The 26,170-nt window shown below is 43.5% G+C and carries 24 protein-coding genes and 1 tRNA gene; 10 read left to right on the forward strand and 15 right to left on the reverse strand.

Going from position 1 to position 26,170, the window contains the following annotated elements; genetic code table 11:
- Window positions 1-48: 48 nt before the first annotated feature.
- The 10 genes from QY309_18465 to QY309_18510 all read right to left on the reverse strand — a co-directional run bounded on the left by QY309_18465 (window position 49) and on the right by QY309_18510 (window position 12,158).
- Complete coding sequence (locus tag QY309_18465) at window positions 49-3,411, reverse strand: T9SS type A sorting domain-containing protein (GenBank protein ID WKZ59831.1); 3,363 nt, start codon at window positions 3,409-3,411, stop codon at window positions 49-51.
- A gap of 90 nt (window positions 3,412-3,501) precedes the next feature.
- Window positions 3,502-4,833, reverse strand: coding sequence for a DUF58 domain-containing protein (locus tag QY309_18470; GenBank protein ID WKZ59832.1), 1,332 nt, complete (start codon window positions 4,831-4,833; stop codon window positions 3,502-3,504).
- Window positions 4,834-4,853: 20 nt separating this feature from the next.
- On the reverse strand, window positions 4,854-5,831 hold the full coding sequence (locus QY309_18475; GenBank protein WKZ59833.1) for a MoxR family ATPase: 978 nt from the start codon (window positions 5,829-5,831) through the stop codon (window positions 4,854-4,856).
- 80 nt (window positions 5,832-5,911) lie between these two features.
- Complete coding sequence (locus tag QY309_18480; protein WKZ59834.1) at window positions 5,912-6,289, reverse strand: GxxExxY protein; 378 nt, start codon at window positions 6,287-6,289, stop codon at window positions 5,912-5,914.
- A 48-nt stretch (window positions 6,290-6,337) separates the two neighbouring features.
- Complete coding sequence (locus QY309_18485; protein WKZ59835.1) at window positions 6,338-7,525, reverse strand: hypothetical protein; 1,188 nt, start codon at window positions 7,523-7,525, stop codon at window positions 6,338-6,340.
- Window position 7,526: 1 nt separating this feature from the next.
- On the reverse strand, window positions 7,527-8,225 hold the full coding sequence (locus tag QY309_18490) for a hypothetical protein (GenBank protein ID WKZ59836.1): 699 nt from the start codon (window positions 8,223-8,225) through the stop codon (window positions 7,527-7,529).
- Entirely contained in the window at window positions 8,212-9,189 is a 978-nt protein-coding gene (locus QY309_18495) for a hypothetical protein (protein WKZ59837.1), read from the reverse strand. Before QY309_18495 ends, QY309_18490 begins: the two co-directional genes overlap by 14 nt.
- Window positions 9,161-10,141 (reverse strand): stage II sporulation protein M, encoded by a 981-nt coding sequence (locus QY309_18500; GenBank protein WKZ59838.1) that lies wholly within the window; start codon window positions 10,139-10,141, stop codon window positions 9,161-9,163. Before QY309_18500 ends, QY309_18495 begins: the two co-directional genes overlap by 29 nt.
- A gap of 60 nt (window positions 10,142-10,201) precedes the next feature.
- Window positions 10,202-10,819 (reverse strand): hypothetical protein, encoded by a 618-nt coding sequence (locus QY309_18505; protein WKZ59839.1) that lies wholly within the window; start codon window positions 10,817-10,819, stop codon window positions 10,202-10,204.
- Between the two features lie 94 nt (window positions 10,820-10,913).
- Entirely contained in the window at window positions 10,914-12,158 is a 1,245-nt protein-coding gene (locus tag QY309_18510) for a dipeptidase (protein WKZ59840.1), read from the reverse strand.
- Window positions 12,159-12,199: 41 nt separating this feature from the next.
- Here QY309_18510 and QY309_18515 point away from each other — a divergent pair, with 41 nt between their 5' ends.
- The 7 genes from QY309_18515 (at window position 12,200) to nagB (ending at window position 18,206) form a co-directional block, all read left to right on the forward strand.
- Window positions 12,200-12,913, forward strand: a complete 714-nt coding sequence (locus QY309_18515) for an RDD family protein (protein WKZ59841.1) — start codon at window positions 12,200-12,202, stop codon at window positions 12,911-12,913.
- On the forward strand, window positions 12,913-13,158 hold the full coding sequence (locus QY309_18520) for a cytochrome b5 domain-containing protein (GenBank protein WKZ59842.1): 246 nt from the start codon (window positions 12,913-12,915) through the stop codon (window positions 13,156-13,158). The genes QY309_18515 and QY309_18520 overlap by 1 nt, the downstream gene beginning before the upstream one ends.
- A complete protein-coding gene (locus tag QY309_18525) occupies window positions 13,155-13,970 on the forward strand; it encodes a UbiA family prenyltransferase (GenBank protein ID WKZ59843.1) in 816 nt (271 codons plus the stop codon). The genes QY309_18520 and QY309_18525 overlap by 4 nt, the downstream gene beginning before the upstream one ends.
- A 20-nt stretch (window positions 13,971-13,990) precedes the next feature.
- Window positions 13,991-14,836 carry an N-acetylglucosamine kinase gene (locus QY309_18530; protein WKZ59844.1) on the forward strand — a complete coding sequence of 282 codons (846 nt, stop codon included), beginning with the start codon at window positions 13,991-13,993 and terminating at the stop codon, window positions 14,834-14,836.
- 1 nt (window position 14,837) lies between these two features.
- On the forward strand, window positions 14,838-15,647 hold the full coding sequence (murQ, locus tag QY309_18535) for an N-acetylmuramic acid 6-phosphate etherase (GenBank protein WKZ59845.1): 810 nt from the start codon (window positions 14,838-14,840) through the stop codon (window positions 15,645-15,647).
- Window positions 15,640-16,227 (forward strand): hypothetical protein, encoded by a 588-nt coding sequence (locus QY309_18540; protein WKZ59846.1) that lies wholly within the window; start codon window positions 15,640-15,642, stop codon window positions 16,225-16,227. The genes murQ and QY309_18540 overlap by 8 nt, the downstream gene beginning before the upstream one ends.
- Window positions 16,228-16,304: 77 nt before the next feature.
- Window positions 16,305-18,206 carry a glucosamine-6-phosphate deaminase gene (gene nagB, locus QY309_18545; protein WKZ59847.1) on the forward strand — a complete coding sequence of 634 codons (1,902 nt, stop codon included), beginning with the start codon at window positions 16,305-16,307 and terminating at the stop codon, window positions 18,204-18,206.
- On the opposite strand, the gene QY309_18550 is transcribed toward nagB, so the two are convergent.
- From QY309_18550 to QY309_18570, 5 genes are all read right to left on the reverse strand, one after another.
- A complete protein-coding gene (locus QY309_18550) occupies window positions 18,207-18,836 on the reverse strand; it encodes a SprT-like domain-containing protein (GenBank protein WKZ59848.1) in 630 nt (209 codons plus the stop codon).
- Window positions 18,837-18,911: 75 nt separating this feature from the next.
- Window positions 18,912-19,097, reverse strand: coding sequence for a hypothetical protein (locus QY309_18555; protein ID WKZ59849.1), 186 nt, complete (start codon window positions 19,095-19,097; stop codon window positions 18,912-18,914).
- Window positions 19,098-19,172: 75 nt separating this feature from the next.
- Window positions 19,173-20,480, reverse strand: coding sequence for a ribosome biogenesis GTPase Der (gene der, locus QY309_18560; GenBank protein WKZ59850.1), 1,308 nt, complete (start codon window positions 20,478-20,480; stop codon window positions 19,173-19,175).
- 83 nt (window positions 20,481-20,563) lie between these two features.
- Complete coding sequence (era, locus tag QY309_18565) at window positions 20,564-21,454, reverse strand: GTPase Era (GenBank protein ID WKZ59851.1); 891 nt, start codon at window positions 21,452-21,454, stop codon at window positions 20,564-20,566.
- Between the two features lie 171 nt (window positions 21,455-21,625).
- Window positions 21,626-21,698: transfer RNA gene (locus QY309_18570), tRNA-Met, on the reverse strand.
- 104 nt (window positions 21,699-21,802) lie between these two features.
- On the opposite strand from QY309_18570, the gene QY309_18575 reads away from it, so the two are divergent.
- Genes QY309_18575 through QY309_18585 form a run of 3 tightly spaced genes read left to right on the forward strand, consistent with a single transcriptional unit; the run spans window position 21,803 to window position 26,167 of the window.
- Entirely contained in the window at window positions 21,803-22,810 is a 1,008-nt protein-coding gene (locus QY309_18575; protein WKZ59852.1) for a DUF3667 domain-containing protein, read from the forward strand.
- Window positions 22,810-24,081: a replication-associated recombination protein A gene (locus QY309_18580; protein WKZ59853.1), complete on the forward strand. Its 1,272-nt coding sequence runs from the start codon at window positions 22,810-22,812 to the stop codon at window positions 24,079-24,081. Before QY309_18575 ends, QY309_18580 begins: the two co-directional genes overlap by 1 nt.
- 13 nt (window positions 24,082-24,094) lie before the next feature.
- Window positions 24,095-26,167 carry a hypothetical protein gene (locus QY309_18585; GenBank protein WKZ59854.1) on the forward strand — a complete coding sequence of 691 codons (2,073 nt, stop codon included), beginning with the start codon at window positions 24,095-24,097 and terminating at the stop codon, window positions 26,165-26,167.
- Window positions 26,168-26,170 lie beyond the last annotated feature (3 nt).

The following is a 26,170-nucleotide window of genomic DNA, read 5'->3' on the forward strand; positions in this document are numbered from 1 at the left end:
AAAAGGAATGGAAATAAAAAACCCTGACGCGTTGTCAGGGTTTTTGGGTTAGTGTGTCTTGATAATTTTTCGGAGAATCTGTGCTCCGGAATAGTCTTGTATGGCCACCATGTACATACCAGCGGGAAGGCCGGATAAATCAAGCTGATGTTTTGATTTCTCTGCGGATGGGGGAAGTTTCGCAGCCTGTAACTTTTGACCTTGTGCGTTCATCAGGCTAATGTGCGTTTCGGTAAACGTGGGCTCATCAATTTCAATGTTAAGTAATTGATTTGTTACCGGGTTCGGATAAATATTAATAGAGGTGCTCAACTTTTCAATTGATGTTATTGGATCCTGAATGTATAAATTATCGATGGCCCAGCCCCAGCCGTTAACGGTTTCGTTGGCAAATAGCCTGAAGCGAATCAACACATTATCGCCCGCTTGAAAATTTCCATTGGCAGTTAAATCAATCACACGGGTGCGGTACATAGCTGATGTTCCGTTGCCACCCGAATTGAATGTACTGATCCAGGTGGTTAGCCCACCTACAATATCATACCCGTCCAAAAATCTGCTCCATGTTTCACCACCATCTTTTGAGCCCTCCACAATCACATAATCCTTGAAGTTTGGATTTCCGAAAGGTACCCCAGTTCCATGTCCCTCCACAATCACTACTTCATCAAAGCGCATAAGGGGATTGATTGTAGCAATAGTAATGGGTTGTATAAGCAGATACTGATAACCAGAAGTTTTGTTTAACCCCAAACCATTCGGATAGAAATGTTCGGAATGAATAGCACCATTGTTAAAGTTGGCAGGTTGAGTTATGTTGAAAAAATTTCCTACAAAATCCTCCGTTGGCGAATTAAACGCATTGGCGTAAGTGCTTGTAGGCTCATTAAATTCAACTATTGCAATTTTCAGGAAGTTGCCCGAGGGTGGGAAATAACCTGTATTGCCGGCCGAGTCGGTGACGATGATGCGATACTCCAATACATCACCTGCAGCGAATTGATCCAAGCCAGTGAAAGAAATCGGATACTCATTGTTAAGAGAAATCACTGGTAGTTCAGTTTCTGTCACATCGCCACCATTCACCTTGGTTTCAGCGGTGATGGATGCTACCCCAGAAGCATCGGTAATGAGTAGAACGCCCTCAGCCAGTTCGGCTCCGGCAACAACATAATCAATATGATCGTGAAGGATTTGAGGGGGGTTCTCATCAATTTGAATTTTCAAATTATCTATAGCCCAACCCCAGCCAGCTGCAAATGGATCACTAAATAGCCTGAACCGGATTACTACTTCATCACCTGGATCAAATTCATTGCGCAGGTCAAGTGTACGGGTACGGTAAAGCGTTGGATCACCGACAGCGGTTGAGTTGTTTACAGAGATCGCGCTATTATAGCGGGTTAGCCAGTCATTATTTGTTCTGGAATCATAACCATCGGCAACTGGAGTCCACGTAATGCCTCCATCTTTTGATCCTTCAACAACCACATAGTCCCAGAACTCCTCATCACCAAACACGGTTCCTACTTCACCGGGCTCAACCAACACAATTTCATCAAATACAAGGGTAGCTTCAAGTGGTTTAACCCGAACTGGAATTTTCAATTGATAAGTTAAGTTAATCTGATCGTTTGCTTGCCCATTTCCTTCCGGGTAGGGGTGGGTTGTGTGAATGGCGGGATTTGAAAAGCCGGTTGGTTGTGCTACACTGAAGCCATCTCCAAAAAAGTCATCCGATGGCGAATTAAAATCATTCGAATAAGAATCCTGTGTGGGTTCCAGGCCAACTACATTAACTTGTTGGTAAGTGGTTTCCGTTGGGAAATACGATTTATTTCCGCCAGGTACTGCTTGCGCCTGATCAACAACGGTAATGCGATATGATAATACATCACTAATTTCAAGTCCTCCACCAAGATCTATGGTGGCTATGTAAACTGAATCTTCACCTGGATTTTGAAGTACAAGGGGAACATTTCCTTGGGGCACATCATTAATCAGGTACTCAACGATGGCCGAGGCAATTCCAATGTTATCGGTTATACGTGCTTCAATTTGAAAGCTGGTTTCAGTATCAAGAATAAAAGCTTTGGGAGTATGCGCGATAACGGGAGCTTGTATATCGGGACCCGTGGAAAAGTAATGCAGGTGTTGCTCTTCTTGTTTTTGCGGATTGACAAATTTGCCTGGGCTTAAAAATTCACGGTTTTCATTGTCCTTTACTGCGATGTAATAGCCATAGTCCCGTGCGGTGGCATCAGGTGGAATAATTTGTGCGCTGAACTCATCCGGATTTCCGGTGGGTTGTAGCAGTACCTCTGTAAAGTTTTGCCCGTCTATGGTCCAGTGAAGTTTCAAACTTTCATCATCAAATCCGTTATCAGCATCAATAGTAACTAAAACGTTGAATGGACCGGTCGTGGTTTCCGTATCACTTAGGGGTTCATGTACTAGCCGAACAAATTCCCACCCTAAATCTTTTAACATCTTCCAGGCGATTCCGGGATTGTATATTTTTTCCTGCGGAGCAATCTGAGGGGTCATTAACGCATCAGGATTTCCAACATAGGTATTTTCGTCCAGGTGGCTAATGCTGGAGCCACTATTGAATTCAGTTGGTGCATAAAGGCGTGGACGAACAGCAGTTGGAGATTTAAAAAAGATACTTTGACTCGTTAATTGGGTGCGCATGGCTGCAGAGGGAGAAGCAAAAGTTTGTATAAGATTTGCCCCTGATCCGTTTTCTATAGGTATGTCATAAATTATTGGGATTGTCGTGTCTTGTAATCCGTAGTCTCCTGTAGTAGTTCCAACTGAAAATGTTCCGGCAAAGCCTAAGCCATGTCCAATTTCATGGAGCACAACCGTTGCAAGATCATATTTTCCGGATGGGGCGCTAGTTGATGGATCGTAATGCCAGTCAGCACTGTTACTGAACTGCATAAAAATATCAGGGTTATTCCCATTGAGGTTTCGGCCGGTGATTTTTTCAGCCAAAGCAACTGGGTAAAAAACATCTAGCTTTTGGGCTCCATCGAAATTAGCATATGCAGACGTGTAGATGGCAGCTCCGAGCGTATTGGAACCTAAAGAAGACCAATAAGCATCAATTTTTATCGGAACATCTGAAATTATCAGTGATTCCCAAATCTCAATGGCATATTCAAAGGCCTGTTGTGCTTCCGGTGTAAAACCTGGGTTATAGGTCACTTCAATGTTGGACGTTTTCACACGACCAGAAGCCCTCGTCAATTCAGCAGGAGGAGGTACATAACAAGGATTATTGGTGTGATCTGCATAGCAGATTACGGCTTTGTTGATTTTTATACCCATTGGGCGTTGTGCATATCCCTCGTAACATATCAGCGCAAGCAAAACAGGGAGGGCAATTCCGTAAAATTTTCTCATAAACGTTCACTTTGATCAACACTTCATAACAACACAAGCTATCAAATTGATTAGGAAATATATGGAAAAGGTAAACGCTTAAAAAAGCTTTTAAATCATTCCCCTGGCTTTTAGTTCCAGATACTTATTTATCGTATTTACCGTCAGGTTTTCAGGGGCGGTTAAAATGGTTTGAATACCCGATTTTTGAAGTTCTTTGGCAATCAGTTTTTTGTCGAAGGCAAATTTTTCGGCTACGGCTTTGTAATAGATTTCTTTGAGGTCGGTTGCCTGGCTGTTAATTAGAGAAGCCATTTCGGTATTCTCAAAAAAGATGACCACTACCAAATGTTGTTTGGCCAGGCTTCGCAAAAATGGCAATTGCCGCTGCATGCCATACATCGATTCGAAGTTGGTGAACAGCAACAATAAACTCCGCTGTGTTATTTTTCTGCGCACATGACTGTATAGCATAGAAAAGTCGGATTCGCGATAGCCGGTTTTCTGATTGTAAAGCACTTCCTGTATCTGCCCCATTTGTCGGTTACTGCGACTGGCTGCCAACGTGGTGTTGACCGTGTCTTGAAAAGTAATTATGCCGGCCTTGTCTGATTTGCGAATCGCAATGTTGCTGATAACCAGACTGGCGTTGATGGCATAATCCATCAGGCTCAAGCCGTTGAAAGGCATTTGCATCACACGACTTTTATCGATGAGGGAGTAAACCTGTTGGGAACGTTCGTCTTGATAGTGGTTTACCATCAACGCTGATTTTCGGGCTGTGGCTTTCCAGTTGATGGTGCGAATGTCGTCACCTTGAACATATTCTTTGATCAACTCAAATTCCATGTTGTGCCCGATGCGCCTGATTTTTTTAATGCCGGTTTCAGTAAGTCTGTTCGAGATGGCCAGCAACTCATACCTGCGCATTTGAATATAGGATGGATACACGGGCACCAATGCATCCTGCGAAAACCTGAATCTGCGCTTCAGCAAACCCAGTGGTGAAGTCACAAACACATTCACCGCACCAAAGGAATATTCTCCGCGTTTTACCGGTCGCAATGAATAGGTGATGGTTTTGCTTTCGCGTGGAGATAACTGCAACTTGAAATTCAAATCCCTTCGTTGAAACTGATGTGGTATTTCATCGATCACTTGTAAGGAAGCGTTGAACGGATAAAAATTTTCCAGGTAAATCCGGATTTCATTTTCATCGCCATTCGAAAGTTTTTCGGGTGTAAACCGATAGCCGTACATGCCTCTTCGGGTACGAAAGAGAAGCAGCGCATCCGTTACCACGGTGGCTACCAGTACCAGAAATAATAGTTTTGGAATAATGATAAACCCCTTCAGTGCAAAGCTCAGGATAAAGCAGAGCACGATTGCGACAATCGCAACGAACAACCTGTTATTAAGGTAAAGGTTTTTGAGGTTTTTCATTTTATCAACTTCCCGATCAATTATCTCGGCACCTCAACTTTGTCCACAATTTGTTTGATCACATCATCGGTAGTAATGCCTTCCATTTCTTTATCAGGCGTAAGCATAATGCGATGGCGCAATACGGGTGACGCCACAAATTTCACATCTTCGGGAGTTACAAAGTCGCGACCGTTGATTGCGGCAAAAGCTTTTGAACTATTGAGCAACGCTACTGATGCGCGTGGCGATGCGCCTAAGAATAGGGATGGATTGTTTCGGGTTTCATGAATGATCTCCGCTATGTATTTCATCAGGTTTTCTTCCACATGAACCTGCTGCACCGAATCACGGTATTGTTTTATTTTGTCTGCGTTCAGTACCGGTTTCACATCTTCCAATGGGGTGTGCCCTTTGCGCTTATGATGCCCGCTGATAATGGCAAACTCCTGTTCAGGTGTAGGATAATGAACTACAATCTTGAATAAGAAGCGATCGAGTTGGGCTTCCGGAAGGCGATACGTTCCTTCATGTTCAATGGGGTTTTGTGTGGCCACTACCATGTACGGATGTTCAAGTTTGTACGTAGTGCCATCGGCTGTGATCTGCCGTTCTTCCATCACTTCAAACAAGGCGGCCTGCGTTTTGGCAGGGGCACGGTTTATTTCATCAATCAATACAATGTTTGAAAAAATCGGCCCCGACTTAAATTCAAAGGCGGAGTTTTTCATGTTAAATACAGACGTACCGATTACATCCGAAGGCATCAGATCGGGGGTGAACTGAATGCGCGTGAACTTCACATCAATTACCCGTGATAATAATTTTGCGGTGAGCGTTTTGGCTACACCGGGCACACCTTCAATCAACACATGGCCATCCGCCAGGATGGAGGTAATCAACAGATCAACCATTTCCTGCTGGCCGACAATTACATGTGCAATTTCTTCGCGTATTTTTTTTACACTTTCATTCAGGGCAGTTAAATCGACCCGGTTTTCAAAAAGGTTTTCTTCCATATCTGTATAAGTCAATGATGCTAGTTATAAAATTTCACGCAAAGAGCGCGAAGAAATAGTACACGCAAAGGGCGCAAAAATCATAGGTTATTTACAAGTCGGTGAATTCCATCTTTCAGGATTTTAGTGTTGAAATTAATAAGCAGACCCAGTTTAAGTCCCGATAATTTTAAATATGTAAGCGTTTGAGCGAAATGAACAGGCGCTAACGCCTCTAGCGACTTAATTTCTATTAATACTTTATTGTCAACAACTAAATCGATTCTATATCCAACCTCCATTTTTACCTCTTTGTAAACAAAAGGCATTGGAACCTGCTGTTTTATGTCAAATCCATGCTCTTTTAAATCAAACGCCAACGCATTTTCATATGCTGATTCAAGTAAGCCGGGCCCCAATGATTTGTGAAGCTCCAATGCTAGACCAATAATCTTATATGAAATTTCATTTTCTGTCATGCTTTGCGTGCTTTGCGACCTTCCTTAGCGCTCTTTGCGTGAGAAGATTTAGTGTTTAAATTGATCCAATCGCTTGTTTAATTCTTTTAACTCTGTTTCTGAAATCTGGTTTTTGTCTTGAATGGTTTGGATGACTAAAAATAGCTTTTGAACATCTTCTTCCGCATTACCGGTTTTTCGGGCAATCGTTTTAATGGTTTCGTCTGAAGCGTGATGCCCATTGATTCCATGCGTTGATCTCAACTGCTCAAGAAAAAAGGCAATTCGCTTTTCAGCAATGTTCTTGTGATCGGCTGTTTGGTAATATAAGTTGCCTATGGTTTGTGTAAACTCAACCGTTGTGTTCGATAGCGGTTTGATGATCGGAATAATACGTTGCCTGCGCCTGGCTTCGAAAATCATGAAAAGCAAAATACTAAGTATGGTGATGTAATAGGCCCATTTTAATGGTTCGGTTGTTAAAATGAAACGAAGGGGAGTTCGAGCCTCCATTCTTCCCAGGTGATAAAACTCCGTCCAGTAGGTGGGTCGGTTTGGTAAGTGTGAAAGCGACAGCGATGCAAACTCAGCATTTTGGGCATGCAGCAGGTACGCATTGGTGAAGGCAAGCGGGGTTGTGTTCAGGTAAAGTGCACCTTTTCCCCAGTTAACTTTAATGGTAACGGCAAGGTCCAGGTCATTGGTAGCCACTAGTTGTGTGCGTGCACTATCCACCTCATCAAAGTAGTTGTGTATATTTTTTCGTGGGAAGGAATATTTCTGCTGACCTTTCAGCATCGTGTTAGCAAAGTTTATTCCGGTCGTGTCGTTGCGGTCAAACAAATAGTTGAAATCCTGATCAAAAAAATAATCAGAGGTGCTGAGCGAAAGGGTGTCGGCAAAATCTCCATAGAAATATTGAGCAGAAATAAATGCAGTGCCCCCTTTTTCAATATTTTTTAAAAGCGCATTTGCGTCTTCTTTTCCGGGCGCAAATTCAGTTGAGATGCTTATAAAGTTTACAGGCTCTGCGATGGTATCAAGCAGTTCATATAAGGTAAAATAATTTTGATTGATGGGCTGTTGAGGAAACAGGTTGTCGATGAGTTGATCCAGCGCGTAAGCACCAAATGGATTTTTATCGTTATGATGAAAAGTTATGGTCCAGTCGAGGCTGCGTGGCGAAAGCAACTTCAGCGCCAGGTAAATGAGTATGGCGGAAGAGAGATAGAGAATATATTTCCAGTCTTTGCGCACGCTATACGTTCGTTTTCCAGTCGTTGTACAAGGTGTCTACTTTTTTATAGAGCGCTTCATTAATGGTAAAGTTGCCATACCATGCATATTCAAAATAGAAGTTCAATTCGTTAAAACCGGTTTTCAGGTTTTGCGCACTGAGTTCGTTCAGGTAATCGTGATTGGTTTTGCCGGGCTGCCACAAAATGTGGTGCTTGTCGGCCAGTAACTTGAGTGATTTTAAGAACAACAACCGAATGGCGAGGCGGTATTCATTTCGTTGTAACGCTTCCTGAATCAGTTTATCAAAGTCCATCGCGTGAATATCTTCATCCAGAACACCATGTGGTATAGCAGCTTGTTTACCGGTGTAGAGCATGTTAAGATTAACCTTTAGCAACTTGAGAATTACATAGATGAGTGCGACTACGGTAAGAATAATGATTAGCATGTTTAACCAATTGACCGTAATTGCTGCTCCAATAAGTGAGTTGATTAAGTTTTTAAGCCAGATTTTGAACCGCTCCCAAATGCTGATTGCTGCCGGGCTTTCAGTATAGTTTAGCAAAGGGTCGGCTTTCAGCTTTTCCAGCTCAGTTTTATCAAAAGATCTTTGCTCAACTTTGCTGCTATCAGAGGGCACCTTGCTCTCAACACTTTTTCCAAATGCATTGAGCTGAATTAGTAAAAGTACAATTGAGAGGGCACTAATACGAGTCATCTGATTTTTGATCAGGCACTGAAGTTCCAATCGTGTCAATTTTTTGAAGTAATCCCTTTGATTCCTTTGTTTCAACAAGACTGTAGTATTGAAATGACATGCCGATTAATTGAAAACTATAAAGGATAATTGTGAGAACTATGAAGAAAATGAAGCATACTGAAATGATGATTTCAAGATAGAGTGGCAACTCGAACGAGGGGGCATTTCCTCCATCTATATTATGAAACATATAGATAAACATAACAACATAAAGCGGTATGATAAATATGAAGCTTATAATATTAGCCATTATGTTAATTACCAAATAAAAACCCGCTGAAGACACCCAACTGTCTTTTAACAAGGTAAATGACCTTCCTATCGAATCCACAATTCCCTTGTTTTCATACAACGTGATTAATAATGTCAAAATAAAAAACATGCTAAAAAGGGCAGAGACGAACATGGCGAAAAGCTGCCCAATCAAAGGAATAAATGCTACTATAAAGATGACCGGAATCATCAATAAAAAGAACGGCAAAATGATTACAAAAAAGGAAGCAAAGTAATTAAGGCTCGTTCGCCAAAAATCCTCACGGCATTTTGACCAAATGAAATTTACATCATTAAGCTTCGATTTATCAGTCTGATAGGTTAGTACAATCGTCTTTGATATACACAGCAGGAGCACAACACCAAAGAAGGATACCAGTAATAGTAAAAGACCGCTAACTACAAATTCAAAGATTAAACCTTCGGAAGCAAACTCATTGGCAACTGAATTTTTAATAAGTGTAAAAACGCGACTTATCAAGTGAATTACAATTCCCGAAATAATTATCAAGATAGGCCCTGTCAGAAAGAACAGGTTTTTAATAAGAGGTTTGAAGTTTACCCTGATAAAATCAATGGTTATGTGAATCAGATCACCAAAGGATCTTTTCTTGTAAAACTCAATGTCTGGTTTGCTCACTGTTTCCATGCGTACGATTAACTAATTTGTAAGGATAAATAACAAAATAATACACAATAAGCCATGCCGACAATCCGATGATGGCAGTTTTAATGCTCCAATGCATGAAGGCATAACGGGTGATGAAGCCCTCTATGAATCCGGCTAAAATAAAGAAGGGGACAAGACCCATAACAATTTTAATACCCTTCAACATGCCTTGCTTAAAGGACGCAAAACGGGAGTAGGTACCGGGAAATAGAAAACTGTTACCCATAACTAACCCAGCTCCTCCTGCAATGACAATCACTGAAAGCTCAATGGTACCGTGCAACATGATAACCGAAAACGCTTGTCCGGCTAATTCTTGTTTAAGAAAAAAAGAATAGATAGCGCCCACCATCACTCCGTTTCCAAAAAGAATTAAACCGGTGCCCAACGAAAAGAAGAGTCCGGCCGCAAAAGCAATGAATGAAACACGTACATTATTAAATGTGATGGCGAAAAACATATCGGCCTCACCACTTTTGCTGAATACTGCTGTTGGGTTTCCGTTTTCAATATTTTCCAGCGTCATGTTTACATAGGCATCCCCCAGAATAAGCCGCACAAAGGTTTCATCATAATAGGCCGATACACAACCGATTAAAATGGAGACGGTAAAAATTAAAAAGGCATACAGCAACTGCTTACGCGATTCATACAACACACCCGGCAATTCATACTTCCAAAAGGTAATGAACCTGTTTTTCTCTTCTTTCTTATTCTTGTAAATCTCCAGGTGAATTTTGGAGGCCAGGTTGTTCAGGTAGTTGGTCACCCTGCTTTTGGGGTATTGGGTGCGTGCAAACGACAGGTCATCCGTGAGCTGGATAAAAATCTCCGCCAACCGGTCGGGGTGTGGCGGAGTTTTACTGTTCAGGACTTGTTCCATTTCCTGCCAGCGTTGCTGATTACGTTTTACAAAAGCCGCCTCTCTCACAATAGAAGGTAAGCCTCAAAAATAAGGAAATACGTCAAAGAGTTACAGCCTATGTCCGGACTACCAAATAAAATAACGAATGGAGAAGCTTGAAACAGAGAGGGCTCCATTTAATCCAAAGCTGTTGGTGATAGTTGGTTCTACACCGCTCTCTACCTTTCTTCTGATATGAGAATAACTTAGTGCGCCTAATGACGTTTGAAGAGCAAATTTTTTACTGACAAAGAACATCACCCCTGGGCTTATCCCCAAACCGAAATTAAAACTCGAATAATCGTTATTTGGAAATGGAAAATCCTGTTTTCCGTAACTCAAGGATAATTGAGGTTGAAGGGTAAAGAATAAATTGTTTGTAATCCTGTAATTTTTAATGACAAATGTATTTATACCAATGCTAGAAAAGCTTGAGAATTGATTCGTGATTGGTTGTCCATTCTCAGTGAAATTATAGGTCAGAAATCCACCAACAGCCAGGTTGTCTTTTATGTAAAATCCCATACCGGGTCCAATTGAAAACTCAGTATACTTGTAAGTGTCATCTGTAGTTGTTGTATAGAACGAAAAACTTCCACCAATAAATTTTGTGCCTTTGCTAATCGATTCAACAGGCTCTGAGGTTTGTGCAACGAGTACATGAATACTAATTACAAGCAGGAACAGGGGGACTAATGTTTTCATGATGGTAGTGTTTTAGTTTCCGGATTAAAAGCAAAAAATATGCCGTGACCTGAATAATCACGGCATTTTATGGGTATAACGTTATATGTTTATTCTATTGGCCTGAAACTTCAATCACTTTATTCCAAACCCGCCACACATTTTTGTAGCAAATCTTTTCAATGTCCTCCGGTGAGTAGCCCCTGCGCAACAATTCATAAATCAGGTTCGGGTATTGCGATACGTCTTTCAATCCGGTTGGCAGACTGTCGCCTACGCCATCATAATCTGAGCCAATGCCAACATGATCAATACCGGCTAGTTCCACAACGCGATCAATGTGATCGGCTACGGTTTTAACATCCGCGTAAAGCGAAGGATTTTCTTTTCTGAATTCATCAATAATGGGCCTGGCCAAGGAGTCGCGCATGCTTAACCCTTTTTCTTTTAGCAGGGCCTGAAGTTTCTCCCGGTTTTCGGTATTGGCTTTTGAAACGGCAGAATCCAAAAACGTTGAACCAAAATTAATTTGAATTACTCCACCATTTCCTTTTAGTGTTTTCACCATATCATCGGCCATGTTGCGTTGCCAGCCGGGCGTGAAATAACGTAGGGATGAGTGCGATGCAATGACTGGTGCTTTGGTGATTTTCAACACATCGTAAAACGTGCTGTCGGATACGTGGGAGATATCCACCATAATCCCCACGCGGTTCATTTCGCGAACTACATCCTCGCCAAACGGACTTAATCCTTTCCAGGTGTTAAGTGTATCGTATGATGAGTCGCAAATCTGATTGTCTTTGCCGTGTGTAAGCGTTACGTAACGAATGCCACGATCAAAAAAATACTTTACGTTGGCAATGTCGTTGCCAATCGGGGCGCCATTTTCCATGCCCATTGGCAAGGCAATTCTTCCAGCCTTGAAGTGAACGTCCACTTCGGCAGGTGTTCCTGCCAAACCAAATTTATCCGGGTGCGCATCAGCAATGCCACGAATCATATCAATCAATGAATCGGCTAACGCTTTGCCCATATCGGGTTGAAGCTGGTAGCTGGAAGGTATATAAATAGACATAAACGGAGCATCCAATCCGCCTTTCTTGGCGCGTTCATAGTCGAAATCACCGTCATCGGTCTGGACGGGAATGCCCAGGTATTCTTTCTCCAACCTGAAGTTCCGAACCTTCAGCCGATAGGGCAGGTCAACGTGCCCATCGGTAATAATATAAGCATGCGCCAACGAATCGGCCACTTTGCGCAGGGCATCCTCGGGCATGGCGGTATAATCAATTGTTTCTTTGGTGCCACAGGCAGCTGCGAACAGCAGCGCGGCAAACATTAAATTTTTACTTTGCATCCTGATTTAAGTTTGTTCAATATTATTGATTTTCTGAAGGGATGCAAACCGTTAGTGTACGAACCACCCAGAATGTTGTGATAGACTACCCGGTTGCCAGTTTGGGCGACCGGATTCTGGCCTATTTCATTGATGTGCTCATCATGATCGCTTATATCATTTTGCTCTTTCTGGTGATTGGTTTTGGCGAGATAGGCTCACCGGCTATCATTATTTCATTAATCTCGATTCCACTTTTTCTCTATCACCTGCTGTTTGAAATTTTTATGAATGGACAAAGTCCGGGTAAACGGCAAATGAATATTAAGGTGGTGCGACTGGATGGCACACCTCCCACCATCGGCAATTACATTATTCGTTGGTTGCTGCGGATCATTGAAATTGACCTGATGTCAGGCGCTATTGCGTTACTTACCATTGCCATTAGCGGAAAAGGTCAGCGTGTGGGTGACATTGCAGCGGGCACTACCGTGGTGAAGTTGGTAGAGCAACAAGCGGTTACCGCAAAGGAAGTGTTTACCCTCACGGAAGAAAATTATGTACCGGTTTTTCAACAGGTTATTCAATTAAACGATAACGACATCGAGTTGATTCAGCAGGCTCTTGAAGTGAACCGAACCACTGGAAATATGCAGCCCGTAATGGCTGTTACAGAAAAAGTAAAAAGTAACCTGGGTATTCAAACCGATTTACCTCCGGTTAAATTTTTATACACCCTTGTTAAAGATTACGGTCACATCACGGCAGGTAAATAATGAGTGAAACATTGCCCACATATACATCAGCACAATTGGCGCTGCGTAACGGGCAGGACAAGCCACAGGTTTGGGTGGCCTTTCACGGAATGATTTATGACGTTACCCATTCACGGCTCTGGAAAACCGGAAAGCACTATGAACATTGGGCCGGGCAGGATTTGACCGATGAATTGAAAGACGCACCCCACACCGATAAGGTATTCGATAAATTCAAAGTGATTGGCCGTTTGGTAAACACGTGAAATTTCTGATTCAATCCCAGGTTTTTATTGCGCTGATTGCCGTTGCTTATTCAGTGGAAACGGAATTGTTGCTAAACCAAAAACCGGAAGTGCACCCGTATTTGTTTTTGGTTTTTCTGTCAACGTTTCTCATTTATAATATGAGCCGGTATGCTGCAAAGCCTATGAAGCGGTCAATCACCTGGTTTATGGTGGCTTTGTTCGCAGCTACTTTCATTTTGGTGGCGGTTGCTTTTTGGGCAAGATGGCAGGTGATTGTTATGCTTATTCCGTTAGCCGGTTTGTCGTTACTGTATACATTCCCGATCGTTCCGTTTAACAAGCAGTTTGTTACGCTTCGTACAATTCCGTACGTAAAAATTTTTGTCATCACTATAGTATGGAGCCTCGTAACGGTATTACTACCCGTGGTTCGGATGGAACAAGCCATCGACCTTCATGTTTTGTTGATATTTGTTGAGCGAATGATTTTCGTTTTTGTGCTGGCCTTAATGTTCGATATACGGGATATGGAGCAGGATCAACGAAGTGGATTGAAAACAATTCCGCTTCGGTTGGGCAAAGAGCAATCGCAACGCCTTTGCCGCTGGTTGTTATTGATTTTTTTGGTCATCGCCATAATTCATTATTGGCCCGCACAACCGGAAGTGTTGCCCGCAATGGTGCTCTCGGCCCTCGGTGCTTTCATCCTAATCCGCGACAGCATTTTTAAAGATCGTTCTGAATATTACTTCGCCCTGGTGGATAGCATGATGCTGGTGCAGGCGGCTTTGGTGTTTATTAGTTTCTACCTTTCGGGAAACAGGATTTAATGATTTCGTAACTTGTGCATATGATTTTAATTGCAGACAGCGGAGCTTCCAAAACCGATTGGCGCATGCTCGGTAATAATGGAGCTATTGAACAGGCACAGTCTATCGGGTATAACCCATACTACCAGCCCATTGAACAATTCGATAAAGAAGTACGCGAAGTACTGGTACCGCAGGTGAAACATCCTGTAAAGAAAATTTTTTATTACGGCACAGGCTGTTCGTCTGATAAGAACCGACAGATGATCCGCACTGCTTTGGAACGTTATTTTACCGATGCGCACATTGAAGTATGGCACGATTTGCTGGCAGCGGCCCGTGCTTTATGTGGGGAAGATCCCGGCATTGCCTGCATTTTGGGTACAGGTTCGAACTCCTGTTATTACGATGGTGTTCGTATTGTTGAGAATGTTACTTCGCTTGGATATGTGCTGGGCGATGAAGGCTCAGGGGCTTGGTTGGGCAAGCGGATTGTTGCCGATTACCTCAGGAAGGATTTGCCCGAAAAGCTTTGGGATCATTTCAAAAAGAGATTTCCGATGGATCGGGATGAAATATTAAGCCGGGTATACAGCCAGGAAATGCCGAGCCGTTTTTTGGGAAGTTTTTCTCATTTTATTTTTCAACATTTGAAGGAGCCTTATTGTTACAAGCTGGTGTATGATGGGTTCAGCGAGTTTATGGAGAAAAATGTGATGCGGTATGAACGGTACAATGAGTTGAAAGTACACTTTGTGGGTTCCGTTGCGTTTTACTTCAGTGACATTTTGCGCCAGGTAGCAAACGATAAAGGCATTACACTAAAAAACATTCTGGAAAGTCCGATTGCCGGGCTTACCCTATATCACAATAAAGATATCGCGTAACATGTCAACCACCGAATCAGCTTCACACTATCATCATCTTGAGCAGATGAGCACACGCGAGTTGTTGACGAACATCAATCGTGAGGATAAAACTGTTCCGGATGCCATTGAAAAAGTAATTCCGCAAATTGAAAAGCTGGTAGAGATTATCGTGGCGAAAATGAAGGATGGTGGGCGTTTATTTTACATAGGCGCGGGCACCAGCGGAAGATTAGGCATTGTAGATGCGAGTGAAATTCCGCCCACGTATGGTATGCCACACGGAAAGGTAATTGGGATTATTGCCGGTGGTGATCGGGCCATTCGTAAAGCCGTTGAACATGCCGAAGATGATCAGGAACAGGCGTGGAAGGATTTGCTTCAATTTAACATTTCAAGTGCGGACGTCTTGATTGGTATTGCAGCCTCAGGTAAAACGCCTTATGTGATTAGTGGTTTAAAAGATGCGAGAGCGCAGGGGATTATAACCGGTTGCATTACGTGTAATACCGGCACCGCATTAGCAAATCAAGCTGACTATCCTATTGAAGTTATAGTGGGGCCTGAATTTGTAACCGGAAGCACGCGCATGAAAGCCGGCACGGCACAAAAACTTGTGCTCAATATGATTTCAACCACGGTTATGATTCGATTGGGTCGGATAAAAGGAAATAAAATGGTGGACATGCAACTCACCAACAACAAATTAATTGATCGGGGTGTGCGCATGATCATGGATGAATTGGGTGTAGATCAGCCAAAAGCTGAAACATTGCTGAAGGAATTTGGCAACGTGCGCAGGGTCATTGATAGTTATACTGGTCATGCATGACATCGAACCTTTTTCAAACTGGTTAAAATATTACAACTCGTCTGAAGACAGCCGCTCTCCATTTTTTGAGAAAGAATACAACTTCGATCAATACTCCGATACCATTTACGGCTACTACATTGATCCCGCCTGGGATTTCATGGGATCAGAAACACTTTACATTAAAATCCTCTACACCGATTATCATCGGGGTGTAACCGTCATTGAATTTTTGGGTGAATGGAATGATGCCATCAACAATGACATTATGCACCTGAAGCGAAACATCATTGACGAATTGCTGGCTGCAGGCATTTCTAAATTTATTCTGATCGGTGAGAACATCATGAATTTCCATGGCTCTGATGATTCGTACTACGAAGAGTGGTTTGACGAGGTGGAGGATACGGAAGAAAGAGAATTGCCGGGCTGGATAGCGGCAGTGTCCTTCCCGGATTTTATTCAGGAAGAATTCCGGAAGTTTCATATCGATCAGTATATAAACATGGGTGGCACGTTGCAAATCGGTAACTGGCGAACCATGCACCCCAGAACGTTCGTGGATACGATTGAAACCTTGATTGCAAGGCGATTGACCTGATCCGAAAATTTTTCCCGAACCGAATCAGGTTTTCGGTCAGGAGGTGTTAACTTTCTCTTTCAAGAAATCCCAACGCTATGCAGCAGTCGGTTCCGGAGAAAATTCCAGTAAAGATTTTTAAATCATCTGAAGAGGCCTCCCTATATGTGGCTGGTGAAATTGCCGGCCTTATCCGGGCGCGACAAAAGCAAAACAAGCCCTGTGTGTTGGGGCTGGCCACAGGCTCATCACCCACACGCGTGTACACCGAGTTGGTAAGGTTGCACCGCGAGGAGGGACTGAGTTTTAAAAATGTTCACACGTTTAACCTGGACGAGTACTATCCGATGCAACCGGATTCGCTGCAAAGTTATGTTCGGTTTATGAAGGAGTACCTCTTTGACCACATCGATATACCGAAAAAGAATATTCATATTCCAGACGGAACCATTCCTAAAAATAAGATTGCGGATTTCTGTCGTTCATACGATAAGCTGATTGAGCAAGCCGGTGGCATTGATCTGCAGATTTTGGGTATTGGTCGAACCGGTCATATCGGTTTTAATGAACCAGGCTCAAGCGAAAAATCCGGCACACGACTCATTACGCTTGATCATGTTACCAGCATGGACGCAGCCAGTGATTTTTTCGGAGAAGAAAATGTGCCACGGAATGCACTGACCATGGGCGTGGGTACGATTTTAAAATCAAAGCGCATCATCCTGATGGCCTGGGGTGAGGGTAAGGCATCGGTTGTGCAGCGCGCTATGGAAGGTCCGGTCTCCGATCAACTTCCGGCCTCTTTTCTGCAACTCCATTCCGATACGCAGGTTATATTGGATGAAGCTTCATCGGCAGCGCTTACTAAAATCAAAACACCCTGGTTGTTGGATTCACAACAATCGTGGACACCAAAAAAAATTAGAAAGGCGGTTGTTTGGTTGTGCCAAAAACTAAATAAGCCAGTGCTTAAACTCACCAATGCAGATTACAATGAGCACGGCATGGGTGATATTGTCACTACGTTTGGTTCAGCGTACAGTGTAAACATCAAAGTATTCAATGAACTTCAGCACACCATTACCGGCTGGCCGGGCGGCAAACCTCGTGCGGATGATTCCCATCGGCCTGAACGTGCAAAACCTTTTCCAAAACGTGTTATTATTTTTTCTCCACATCCGGATGACGATGTGATCTCCATGGGCGGAACATTTATCAGGTTGGTCGATCAGGGACATGATGTTCACGTAGCGTACCAGACATCGGGCAACATTGCTGTATTTGATGATGATGTGGTTCGCTTTGCCGATTTTGTCAACGATTTCAGCGATCAGTTTGGTCTTACCAAATCAAAAAGTGAGCAGCTTTACAAAAAAGTCCGCGCATCGTTGAGCAAAAAGCAACCCGGACAAATAGATAGTCCTGAGGTGATGCTGATCAAAGCACTGATCAGGCGTGGCGAAGCAAAAGCGGCATGCCGGTACGTGGGCATTCCGGAAACCAATATTCATTTTTTGGATATGCCGTTTTATGAAACAGGTTTGGTGAAAAAGAAACCGCTGAGCGATAAGGATATCACCATCATATCCAGGCTTATTGAGAAAGTGAAGCCACACCAGCTTTATGCAGCCGGTGATCTTTCCGATCCGCACGGAACGCATCGCGTATGCCTCTCGGCTATTTTTCAAGCCATCGATCGGTTAAAGAAAAAAGCATGGATGAAGAATTGTTACGTGTGGCTTTACCGTGGCGCCTGGCAGGAGTGGGACATCGATCAGATTGAAATGGCGGTGCCGCTTAGTCCGGAAGAATCATTACGAAAGCGAAGAGCCATCTTCAAACACCAATCGCAGAAGGACAGCGCATTGTTTCCCGGAACGGATGCCCGCGAGTTTTGGGTAAGAGCTGAAGAGCGAAACCGGGCAACGGCCCGTGCATACGATCAGCTTGGTTTGGCTGAATATGAGGCTATGGAAGCGTTTGTGCGGTACAAATTTTAATCAGATCAGCTCAAAACTTAGCTGCACATTGTTCACCAACGCTTCTGCCGGCACCAGGTATTGGCGTTTTGACTTTACTTCCGCACAGAGAAAACGTGTGCGTCTGAGTTTCCCCTTTTTGAAGGTGCGGCCATTGAGTTGAAAAATACTTCCTTCAGCCAGCGATGAGAGTACGATGTGTGCGTGTGCATTGTGATCGAATTCCCGAAAAGCTTTGGTGAGATCAACATCGGCAAACGTGCTGGCCATGGGTTGTTGCATATGCTTGCTGAGTAAACGAAACAATTTGTCGGGAAAAATTTCAGGTATTAACATGGGTTGGAGCAGTTGGGCAAACGTTTGTTGCCAATATGCGCCATGTGGTTCAACGCGATTGCCGACTTGTTGAAAAACATAATGATGCGCAACCTCATGGATGTACGTCACTAAAAACAAATACGGATTCAGGTCTTCATTTACAGTTATACGTACCGGCTCTCCTCGCTTACAGGTAAAGTCGCCAATTTTGGTTTGTCGGCTTTTGGTGGTGTGGAGCTTAAACGGTTTTTCCTTCCAAAGCGAAAGGCAGTAACCGATTGCTTGTTCGGGAATGTGTTTGGATAGAATTGATAAAACGTGTTCTTCGTTCATTGACCTTTGTGGGCTGAAAATAAAAAAGGCTTTAGAATTTTCTAAAGCCTCTTTTCAATACGGTTTTACTACAGCTTATTCAGCAGCAGCAGTAGAATCAGCCTCAACGGCAGTAGAATCAGCAGCAGGTGCTTCTTCAACTGCAGGAGCAGCTTCTTCAGTAGCAGGTTCAGTTGCAGCTTCTTCAGCCTTCTGGCCGCCACAAGCTACAAATGCAAATGCGAAACCGCATACAGCTAACAATGCGATCAATTTTTTCATAGTTTACAGGTTTTATTGTTAAAAACTCCGCAAATATACAATGATCTGATTTCTAATGATAAGCGGGTAAGTTTTTTATTTTTTCTTGAATATTAACCGAATAGGTACACCTTCAAAATCAAAGTGCTCGCGGATTTTATTTTCTAAATAACGTTCGTAAGCAGGTTGGATGTACTGTGGCAGGTTACAGAAGAATGCAATCGATGGAAATCGTGCATTTACTTGGGTGATGTACTTTATTTGGATGAATTTACCTTTTATGGCAGCTGGTGGATACCTTTCAATTTCTGGCAATAAAATGTCGTTGAGCTGTGATGTAGGAATTTTCTTGGTTTTGTTCTCAAACACCTGAACAGCCTTTTCCACCACCTGAAAAATGCGCTGCTTGTTCAAAGCGGAGGCAAAAATGATGGGGATGTAGTCGATCGGGGCCAATTTTTCCAGAATTTCCTTTTTGAAGGCATCGGCAGTTTTAGAGTCTTTTTCTACCAAATCCCACTTGTTTACCATAATCACCATGCCTTTTCCCTGCCGTTGGGCCAAACTGATGATGTTCACATCCTGTGATTCCATTTTCCGTTCGGCATCCAACACCACAATACACACATCACTTTCTTCCAGGGCACGAAGCGATCGGAGTACTGAATAAAACTCCACATCCTCACGCACCTTGCTTTTTTTGCGGATACCGGCTGTATCAATCAGGATAAAGTTTTTACCATACATTTTATAATGACTGTGTATGGCATCGCGCGTGGTACCGGCTTCATCGGTTACAATGCTGCGCTCGGTTCCCAACAAGGCGTTGAGTAAGGATGACTTGCCTACGTTGGGTCGGCCAAGAATAGAGATTTTTGGAATGCCTGCGTTTGGATCTTCAACTCCCTCACTTGGAAATACCTTTACCAACTCATCCAGCAGTTCACCGGTACCGCTTCCGTTTTCAGCCGAGATGGGAAAAACTTCTCCCATGCTTAGCTCATAAAACTCCATGGCGTGGGCGGTTTTTTCGGGTGTATCGGCTTTGTTGGCTGCAATGAATACCGGCTTTTTGGAGGCGCGGATAACGTTGGCAAAATCTTTATCGAAACCGGTAAGGCCGTCTTTGCAATCCACTACGAAAATTACTGCCGAAGCCTCATCAATGGCCATGGCTACCTGCTTTCGTATTTCCGTCTCAAACTTATCTTCCGATCCGGTAACGTAACCACCCGTATCGATAACGGTAAAGTAATGACCCACCCACTCGGCATATCCGTAATGACGATCGCGGGTAACGCCTGGTATGTCATCCATAATGGCCTGGCGCTTCTCAATCAGCCGGTTGAATAAGGTTGACTTGCCTACGTTTGGTCTTCCTACTATTGCTACAATGTTTGCCATATTTGATTCGATGATGGATTGATTCGATGATGTGTTGATTTTTTGATTGTCCGATTAACGAATCAGCACATTAAAACATCAACTCATCTATCCAGGTATCCAAACCTCCTTAATTTATCTTTTTGTTTTCTCCAATTGTCGGCCACTTTTACATGGGTTTCCAAAAATACCTTTTTATTAAAGAAGGCTTCCATGGCCTGGCGTGATTCCATTCCCAGTTTTTTCAGCATGCTTCCGCCCTTGCCGATAAGAATTCCTTTTTGTGAGTCACGCTCCACATAAATCTCAGCACGCATCCTGATGATATCGTCTGTTTCGGAAAACTCGGTTATGGAAACTTCCGTGCTGTACGGAACCTCTTGTTCCAGGTTCATAAAAATTTTTTCGCGGATGATTTCACCGGCAAAGAAACGTTCCGTTTTATCCGAAAGCTCATCCTGCGGAAAATAGGGTGGGTGCTCGGGCATGGTCTGGATAATCGTTTCCATCAATTGCCCAATATTTTCACCCGTACTTGCCGAAACCGGAAGAATACCGGAAAGATTGGGTAAATGTTCTTTCCAGTAGGTTGATTTATCCAACACCTGCGAGCCTTTAGCCAAATCAATCTTATTTAAAATCAGCAACACAGGCGTTTGCATGGTTTTAAACCGGTCGAATAGTTCCGGCTCAAATTTGTCTTCAAGCGCAACCACCAATAAAATCAAATCGGCATCTTCCAGTGAAACTTTTACATAGTTCATCATGGCTTCATGCAAGGCATACTTGGGTTCCAGAATGCCGGGCGTATCCGAATACACGATCTGGTAATTTTCGCCATTCAAAATTCCCATAATGCGGTGCCGCGTAGTTTGTGCCTTGGGTGTGGTAATGGAAAGTTGCTCACCCACCAACCTGTTCATAAGGGTTGATTTACCCACATTGGGCTTCCCCACAATGCTTACAAAACCGGATTTGAATGATTTGGATGACATGCTTTTGAAAATAAAAAACCCCTGGCGATAAGGCCGTGGGTTCTGAGTAGCGGGGGTATCCCGATAGTTATCGGGACGAACTTACGACAAATTTGACGTTTACGAACCCTCAGAACCTATTTCAAAAAGAAAGCGATCCTCACCATTTTGCAGAGATCGCTTTCGTTTTAGTAGCGGGGGTAAGACTCGAACTTACGACCTTTGGGTTATGAGCCCAACGAGCTACCAACTGCTCCACCCCGCGATTTGAGCCACAAAAATAGAACCCTCTTGGGTAATAACCAAATTCAAGTCAAATCCGGTTGAACGCGCAATTGATTTCGTATTTTTCAACATTATATTTTGAACATGGACGAATTGGGCAAATCATTACCGGTTACTGAAGCAATTGTCGATAGTGAGCAAGGTGCCAACACTGCCGGCAACCCAAATTGTTTAAACTGCGGAACACCCTTAACGGGTAAATTTTGTTCACAATGTGGGCAGAAGGATTTGCCACGCAGGCAGGCCGTTGGCGATCTTTCTATGAACTTTATTAGTTCATTTTTCAGTTTTGAGTCAAAGTTTTTCAAAACGTTTGGCAGCTTGTTGTTTAAACCGGGTATTCTTATTCGCGAATACAACGAAGGCAAACGCGAGCGGTATTATCATCCGGCACGCATGTACGTGTTTCTGAGCTTCATCTTCTTTTTGATTTTTGCTTTTATTCCGGATGAAGAGAAAGTGAACTTAACAGACAATGGTCGGGAGATGACGCGTGAAGAGAAGCGTGCTTTTCTCGACTCATTGAATACAACTGATAAGTGGAATCCCGTTTCCGGAGAGAGCTTTGATCCAAATACCTTAGCCGAATACGATTCCATTGAAAACGCAAAGCCTGTTGATAAAAGAGATGGTAGCGTGGAGCGTTATTTCAAAAAGAAATTTATCACCTTAAAACAACAACGAGGTTGGGATGAAAAAACCATCTGGAAGAGTTTTGGTGAAAGCCTGCAGGCCAACATCCCGAAAATGATTTTCTTTTTGCTGCCCATCTTTGCGTTGATTTTAAAACTGTTGTACATCCGCAGGGATTTTTATTACTCCGAGCATTTAGTGTTTACTGTGTTCTTTTACGATTTTCTTTTCCTGGCAGGCATTTTTGGATTGTTGTTTTCTCTGGTGAGTTGGCTTGAGTGGATCAACTTTTTTATTTTCCTATACGTCAATTTTTATTTGTATAAATCCATGCGCAGGGTGTATGGCCAATCCCGATTCAAAACCATTCTGAAATTCTTTTCCGTAGTCTGGATATTTTTCTTCTGTATAACATTCGCATTCGTGATTAATGCGTTGGTAACGTTAATATTGCTGTAATGATTTTTCAGGCAAACCAACCTTTGGCGGAACGCATGCGTCCATCCACGCTGGATGACCTGGTAGGGCAGGAACACCTGGTTGGTGCCGGAGGGATTATTCGTAAAGCGGTGCAATTGGGAAACATCCCTTCCATGATTTTGTGGGGCCCACCCGGTGTAGGCAAAACCACCATCGCCAACATCATCGCGCATGAAGTGAAAAAACCTTTTTACACGTTGAGTGCCGTTAGTGCCGGAGTGAAAGATGTACGCGAAGTGATTGAAAAGGCAAGACTTTCGGGTAAATCGATTTTGTTCATTGACGAAATTCACCGGTTTAACAAATCTCAACAAGATGCCTTACTCGGGGCAGTTGAAAAGGGAACCATTACCTTAATTGGCGCCACCACGGAAAATCCTTCCTTTGAAGTAAACTCTGCCTTGCTCTCGCGCTGCCAGGTGTATACACTCAAAGCATTGGATGAAAAGGATTTGCTTCGGTTAGTGAGGCATGCCTTAACCCATGATAGTCAACTGAGGCAACGCGATGTTCTCGTGAAAGAGCACACAGCTCTTTTTCAACTCTCTGGTGGTGATGCCCGTAAGGTGTTAAACTTGCTGGAGTTGGTCGTTGATTCGGAGCCTTCCGGAAAGGTGGTGATAACGGATGCATTGGTCACCAACGTAGCGCAACAAAAAATCGCCATCTATGATAAAAGTGGTGAACAGCATTACGACATTATTTCTGCATTCATTAAATCGATCCGTGGTAGCGACCCCAATGCAGCCATCTATTACCTCGCCCGTATGGTGGAGGGTGGAGAAGATGTGAAGTTTATTGCGCGCAGAATGGTGATCCTGGCATCGGAAGATATTGGTAATGCCAACCCGACTGCACTGGTGATGGCTACCAACACCTTTCAGGCGGTGAACGTGATCGGTTATCCCGAAGCGCGGATTATCCTGGCACAGTGTGCCGTTTATCTGGCCAGTTCGCCAAAAAGCAATGCCAGTTACATGGCCATAGAAGAAGCGTTGCAGTTGGTGCGCGAAACCGGAGATTTGCCGGTGCCGTTAGTGGTAAGAAATGCCCCGACCAAACTGATGAAGGAGTTGGGCTACGGAAAGGGATATCAGTATGCCCATAGCTATGAAGGTAATTTTGTGAACATGGAATTTTTACCGGATAAAATAAAGGGCACCAAATTTTATGAACCGGGCAACAATGCGCGCGAAGAGGAGTTAAGAAAATATTTACGCGCGTTGTGGAAGGAAAAGTATGGGTATTGAATAGCAGAAGCGAATGAAGCACTTGATTTTTGAATCGTCTCCGGGATTTGTGTTGCTGTGCATTGTAGCAGGTGTTGGCTATGCGTGGTTGTTGTATACCAGTAAACATCCCTGGAGCATCACCTTAAATCGTGCGTTGTTCGTAGTTCGTGCGTTGGTGGTTTTTCTACTTACGTTCTTTCTATTAGGCCCTATTGTTCGCTATGCACAAAACACGTACGAGAAACCGGTGTTCGTTTTGTTGCAGGATAATTCATTGTCTGTAAAGGAGTCAACCGATTCAGTTGTTCGCAATCAATTGGAAACGCAGGTTACTGAATTGCAATCCGCGCTGACCGACAATGGCTACGAAGTGGTAACCATGAATTTGTCCGGTGAAGGATTTGATCAATCCTTCAGTGCAGCTTCAACCAATGTACACGATGCCTTGCGCACTATTGCTAATCGCTATGAAGGCCGAAATGTAGCCGGGGCTTTGTTTGTGTCCGATGGTATTTACAATACCGGGTTGTCACCCGCGTATGGTAATTACAGCTTTCCGGTTCACACGGTTGGCGTAGGTGACACTACTCCGCGTGCCGACCTGATGATTAAGAATCTTATTTATAATAAGGTGGCGTATCAGGGAAATAAATTTCCCCTCCGGGTGGAGGTAGCGGTAAAGGGTTTTCCTTCTGAAGAGGTGCTGCTAACACTCCGTTATAAAAATGCTGTAATCGACAAGCAAACCAAGCGCTTGACAGGCGATGGGTTATTGGTTTTTGATTTTCAGCCCGAGGCATCGGAGCAAGGGATTCAACGATGGGATGTTCAGGTTGAAACCAAACCTCAAGAACGAAATGTGAAAAACAACCGGGCCTCTGTTTTTATTGAAGTAGTGGAGGGAAGAAAGAAAATTTTGTTGGTAGCAGCAGCACCCCATCCCGACATCAAAGCCTTACGCTCGGTGATCGAGCAAAATTCAAACCTTGAATTTCTATTGCACATACCGGGAATAGAGGAAACCACCCCGACTAATCTGCAACCGGAAAACATTGACCTCGCCATTTTTCATCAAACCCCGGACCAGCGTGGTCGCACGCGTGATGTGTTTCAACGTTTTGCGCGAAGCCGCGCTTCGTTGTTTCTAGTGGTAGGCCCCACAACCGATCTTAACCAGGTGGTGCAACAGCAATTGCCATTAGTGTTTGAACAGCCACCCCGACAATTTGATGAAGTAACACCATCGGTCAATCCAGCTTTTGCAAACTTCACGTTTTCAGCAGATGCGAATACAGCATTTGCCGGCTATCCTCCGGTGCAGGTACATTTTGGAAAATTAGCATTGCCACCCACCATTACTCCTTTGCTTTTTCAACGGGTTGGAAATCTGACAACGGAGAAACCGTTGCTCTATATTTTAAATGAAGATCGCAAAACAGCCATTATGTTGGGGGAAGGCATGTGGCGTTGGCGATTGCATGAATTTTCGCGTACGGAAAAAACCGAAGCGTTTGATGAACTGATTGGAAAGCTTGTACAGTTTTTAAGCACCACCGATGATAAACGTAAATTCAGAAGCTACACTACGCAACAACAATTTGCTGATACCGAACCGGTGGTGTTTGAAAGCCAGATCTACAACGACATCTATGAACCGGTTTATGGAAATACAGTACGTATTGAATTAACAAACGAACAAGGTAAGCGCACACAATACAGTTACATCTTAAGTCCCGGTAACAGCCGCTACGCCATTAACGGCTTGCGCGAAGGGGTGTACCGGTATCGTGCTTCCACTACACTGGATAATAAAGAAGAAGAAATCCGTGGACAGTTTTTGGTTTTTGAGCAACAGATTGAGTTGCAAAACCTCACGGCTGATTTTGATTTATTGCGAAAGCTGTCACAATCAAGCGGAGGCATTTTTCATACTTTGGCACAATGGAATGAAGCGCAACAGAAACTTGTGCAAGCAGAAGCACGAAGTGTTATCCGCAGTGAAGAGCGTTACGATTTGCTCATCAATCTGAAGTGGATTTTCTTCGTGCTGCTGTTGCTGATTGGTGCCGAGTGGTTTTTGAGAAAGTATTTTGGAGGATACTAAATA

Source organism: Cyclobacteriaceae bacterium (assembly GCA_030584025.1).
Lineage (GTDB): Bacteria > Bacteroidota > Bacteroidia > Cytophagales > Cyclobacteriaceae > UBA2336.

Excerpts from the sequence above, each read along its gene's own strand:
- QY309_18465 (WKZ59831.1), bottom strand. The coding sequence starts at position 3,411 with ATGAGAAAATTTTACGGAATTGCCCTCCCTGTTTTGCTTGCGCTGATA.
- QY309_18470 (WKZ59832.1), bottom strand. The coding sequence starts at position 4,833 with ATGAAAAACCTCAAAAACCTTTACCTTAATAACAGGTTGTTCGTTGCG.
- QY309_18475 (WKZ59833.1), bottom strand. The coding sequence starts at position 5,831 with ATGGAAGAAAACCTTTTTGAAAACCGGGTCGATTTAACTGCCCTGAAT.
- QY309_18480 (WKZ59834.1), bottom strand. The coding sequence starts at position 6,289 with ATGACAGAAAATGAAATTTCATATAAGATTATTGGTCTAGCATTGGAG.
- QY309_18490 (WKZ59836.1), bottom strand. The coding sequence starts at position 8,225 with ATGACTCGTATTAGTGCCCTCTCAATTGTACTTTTACTAATTCAGCTC.
- QY309_18495 (WKZ59837.1), bottom strand. The coding sequence starts at position 9,189 with ATGGAAACAGTGAGCAAACCAGACATTGAGTTTTACAAGAAAAGATCC.
- QY309_18505 (WKZ59839.1), bottom strand. The coding sequence starts at position 10,819 with ATGAAAACATTAGTCCCCCTGTTCCTGCTTGTAATTAGTATTCATGTA.
- QY309_18510 (WKZ59840.1), bottom strand. The coding sequence starts at position 12,158 with ATGCAAAGTAAAAATTTAATGTTTGCCGCGCTGCTGTTCGCAGCTGCC.
- QY309_18515 (WKZ59841.1), top strand. The coding sequence starts at position 12,200 with ATGCAAACCGTTAGTGTACGAACCACCCAGAATGTTGTGATAGACTAC.
- QY309_18520 (WKZ59842.1), top strand. The coding sequence starts at position 12,913 with ATGAGTGAAACATTGCCCACATATACATCAGCACAATTGGCGCTGCGT.
- QY309_18530 (WKZ59844.1), top strand. The coding sequence starts at position 13,991 with ATGATTTTAATTGCAGACAGCGGAGCTTCCAAAACCGATTGGCGCATG.
- murQ (WKZ59845.1), top strand. The coding sequence starts at position 14,838 with ATGTCAACCACCGAATCAGCTTCACACTATCATCATCTTGAGCAGATG.
- QY309_18540 (WKZ59846.1), top strand. The coding sequence starts at position 15,640 with ATGCATGACATCGAACCTTTTTCAAACTGGTTAAAATATTACAACTCG.
- nagB (WKZ59847.1), top strand. The coding sequence starts at position 16,305 with ATGCAGCAGTCGGTTCCGGAGAAAATTCCAGTAAAGATTTTTAAATCA.
- QY309_18550 (WKZ59848.1), bottom strand. The coding sequence starts at position 18,836 with ATGAACGAAGAACACGTTTTATCAATTCTATCCAAACACATTCCCGAA.
- QY309_18555 (WKZ59849.1), bottom strand. The coding sequence starts at position 19,097 with ATGAAAAAATTGATCGCATTGTTAGCTGTATGCGGTTTCGCATTTGCA.
- der (WKZ59850.1), bottom strand. The coding sequence starts at position 20,480 with ATGGCAAACATTGTAGCAATAGTAGGAAGACCAAACGTAGGCAAGTCA.
- era (WKZ59851.1), bottom strand. The coding sequence starts at position 21,454 with ATGTCATCCAAATCATTCAAATCCGGTTTTGTAAGCATTGTGGGGAAG.
- QY309_18575 (WKZ59852.1), top strand. The coding sequence starts at position 21,803 with ATGGACGAATTGGGCAAATCATTACCGGTTACTGAAGCAATTGTCGAT.
- QY309_18580 (WKZ59853.1), top strand. The coding sequence starts at position 22,810 with ATGATTTTTCAGGCAAACCAACCTTTGGCGGAACGCATGCGTCCATCC.
- QY309_18585 (WKZ59854.1), top strand. The coding sequence starts at position 24,095 with ATGAAGCACTTGATTTTTGAATCGTCTCCGGGATTTGTGTTGCTGTGC.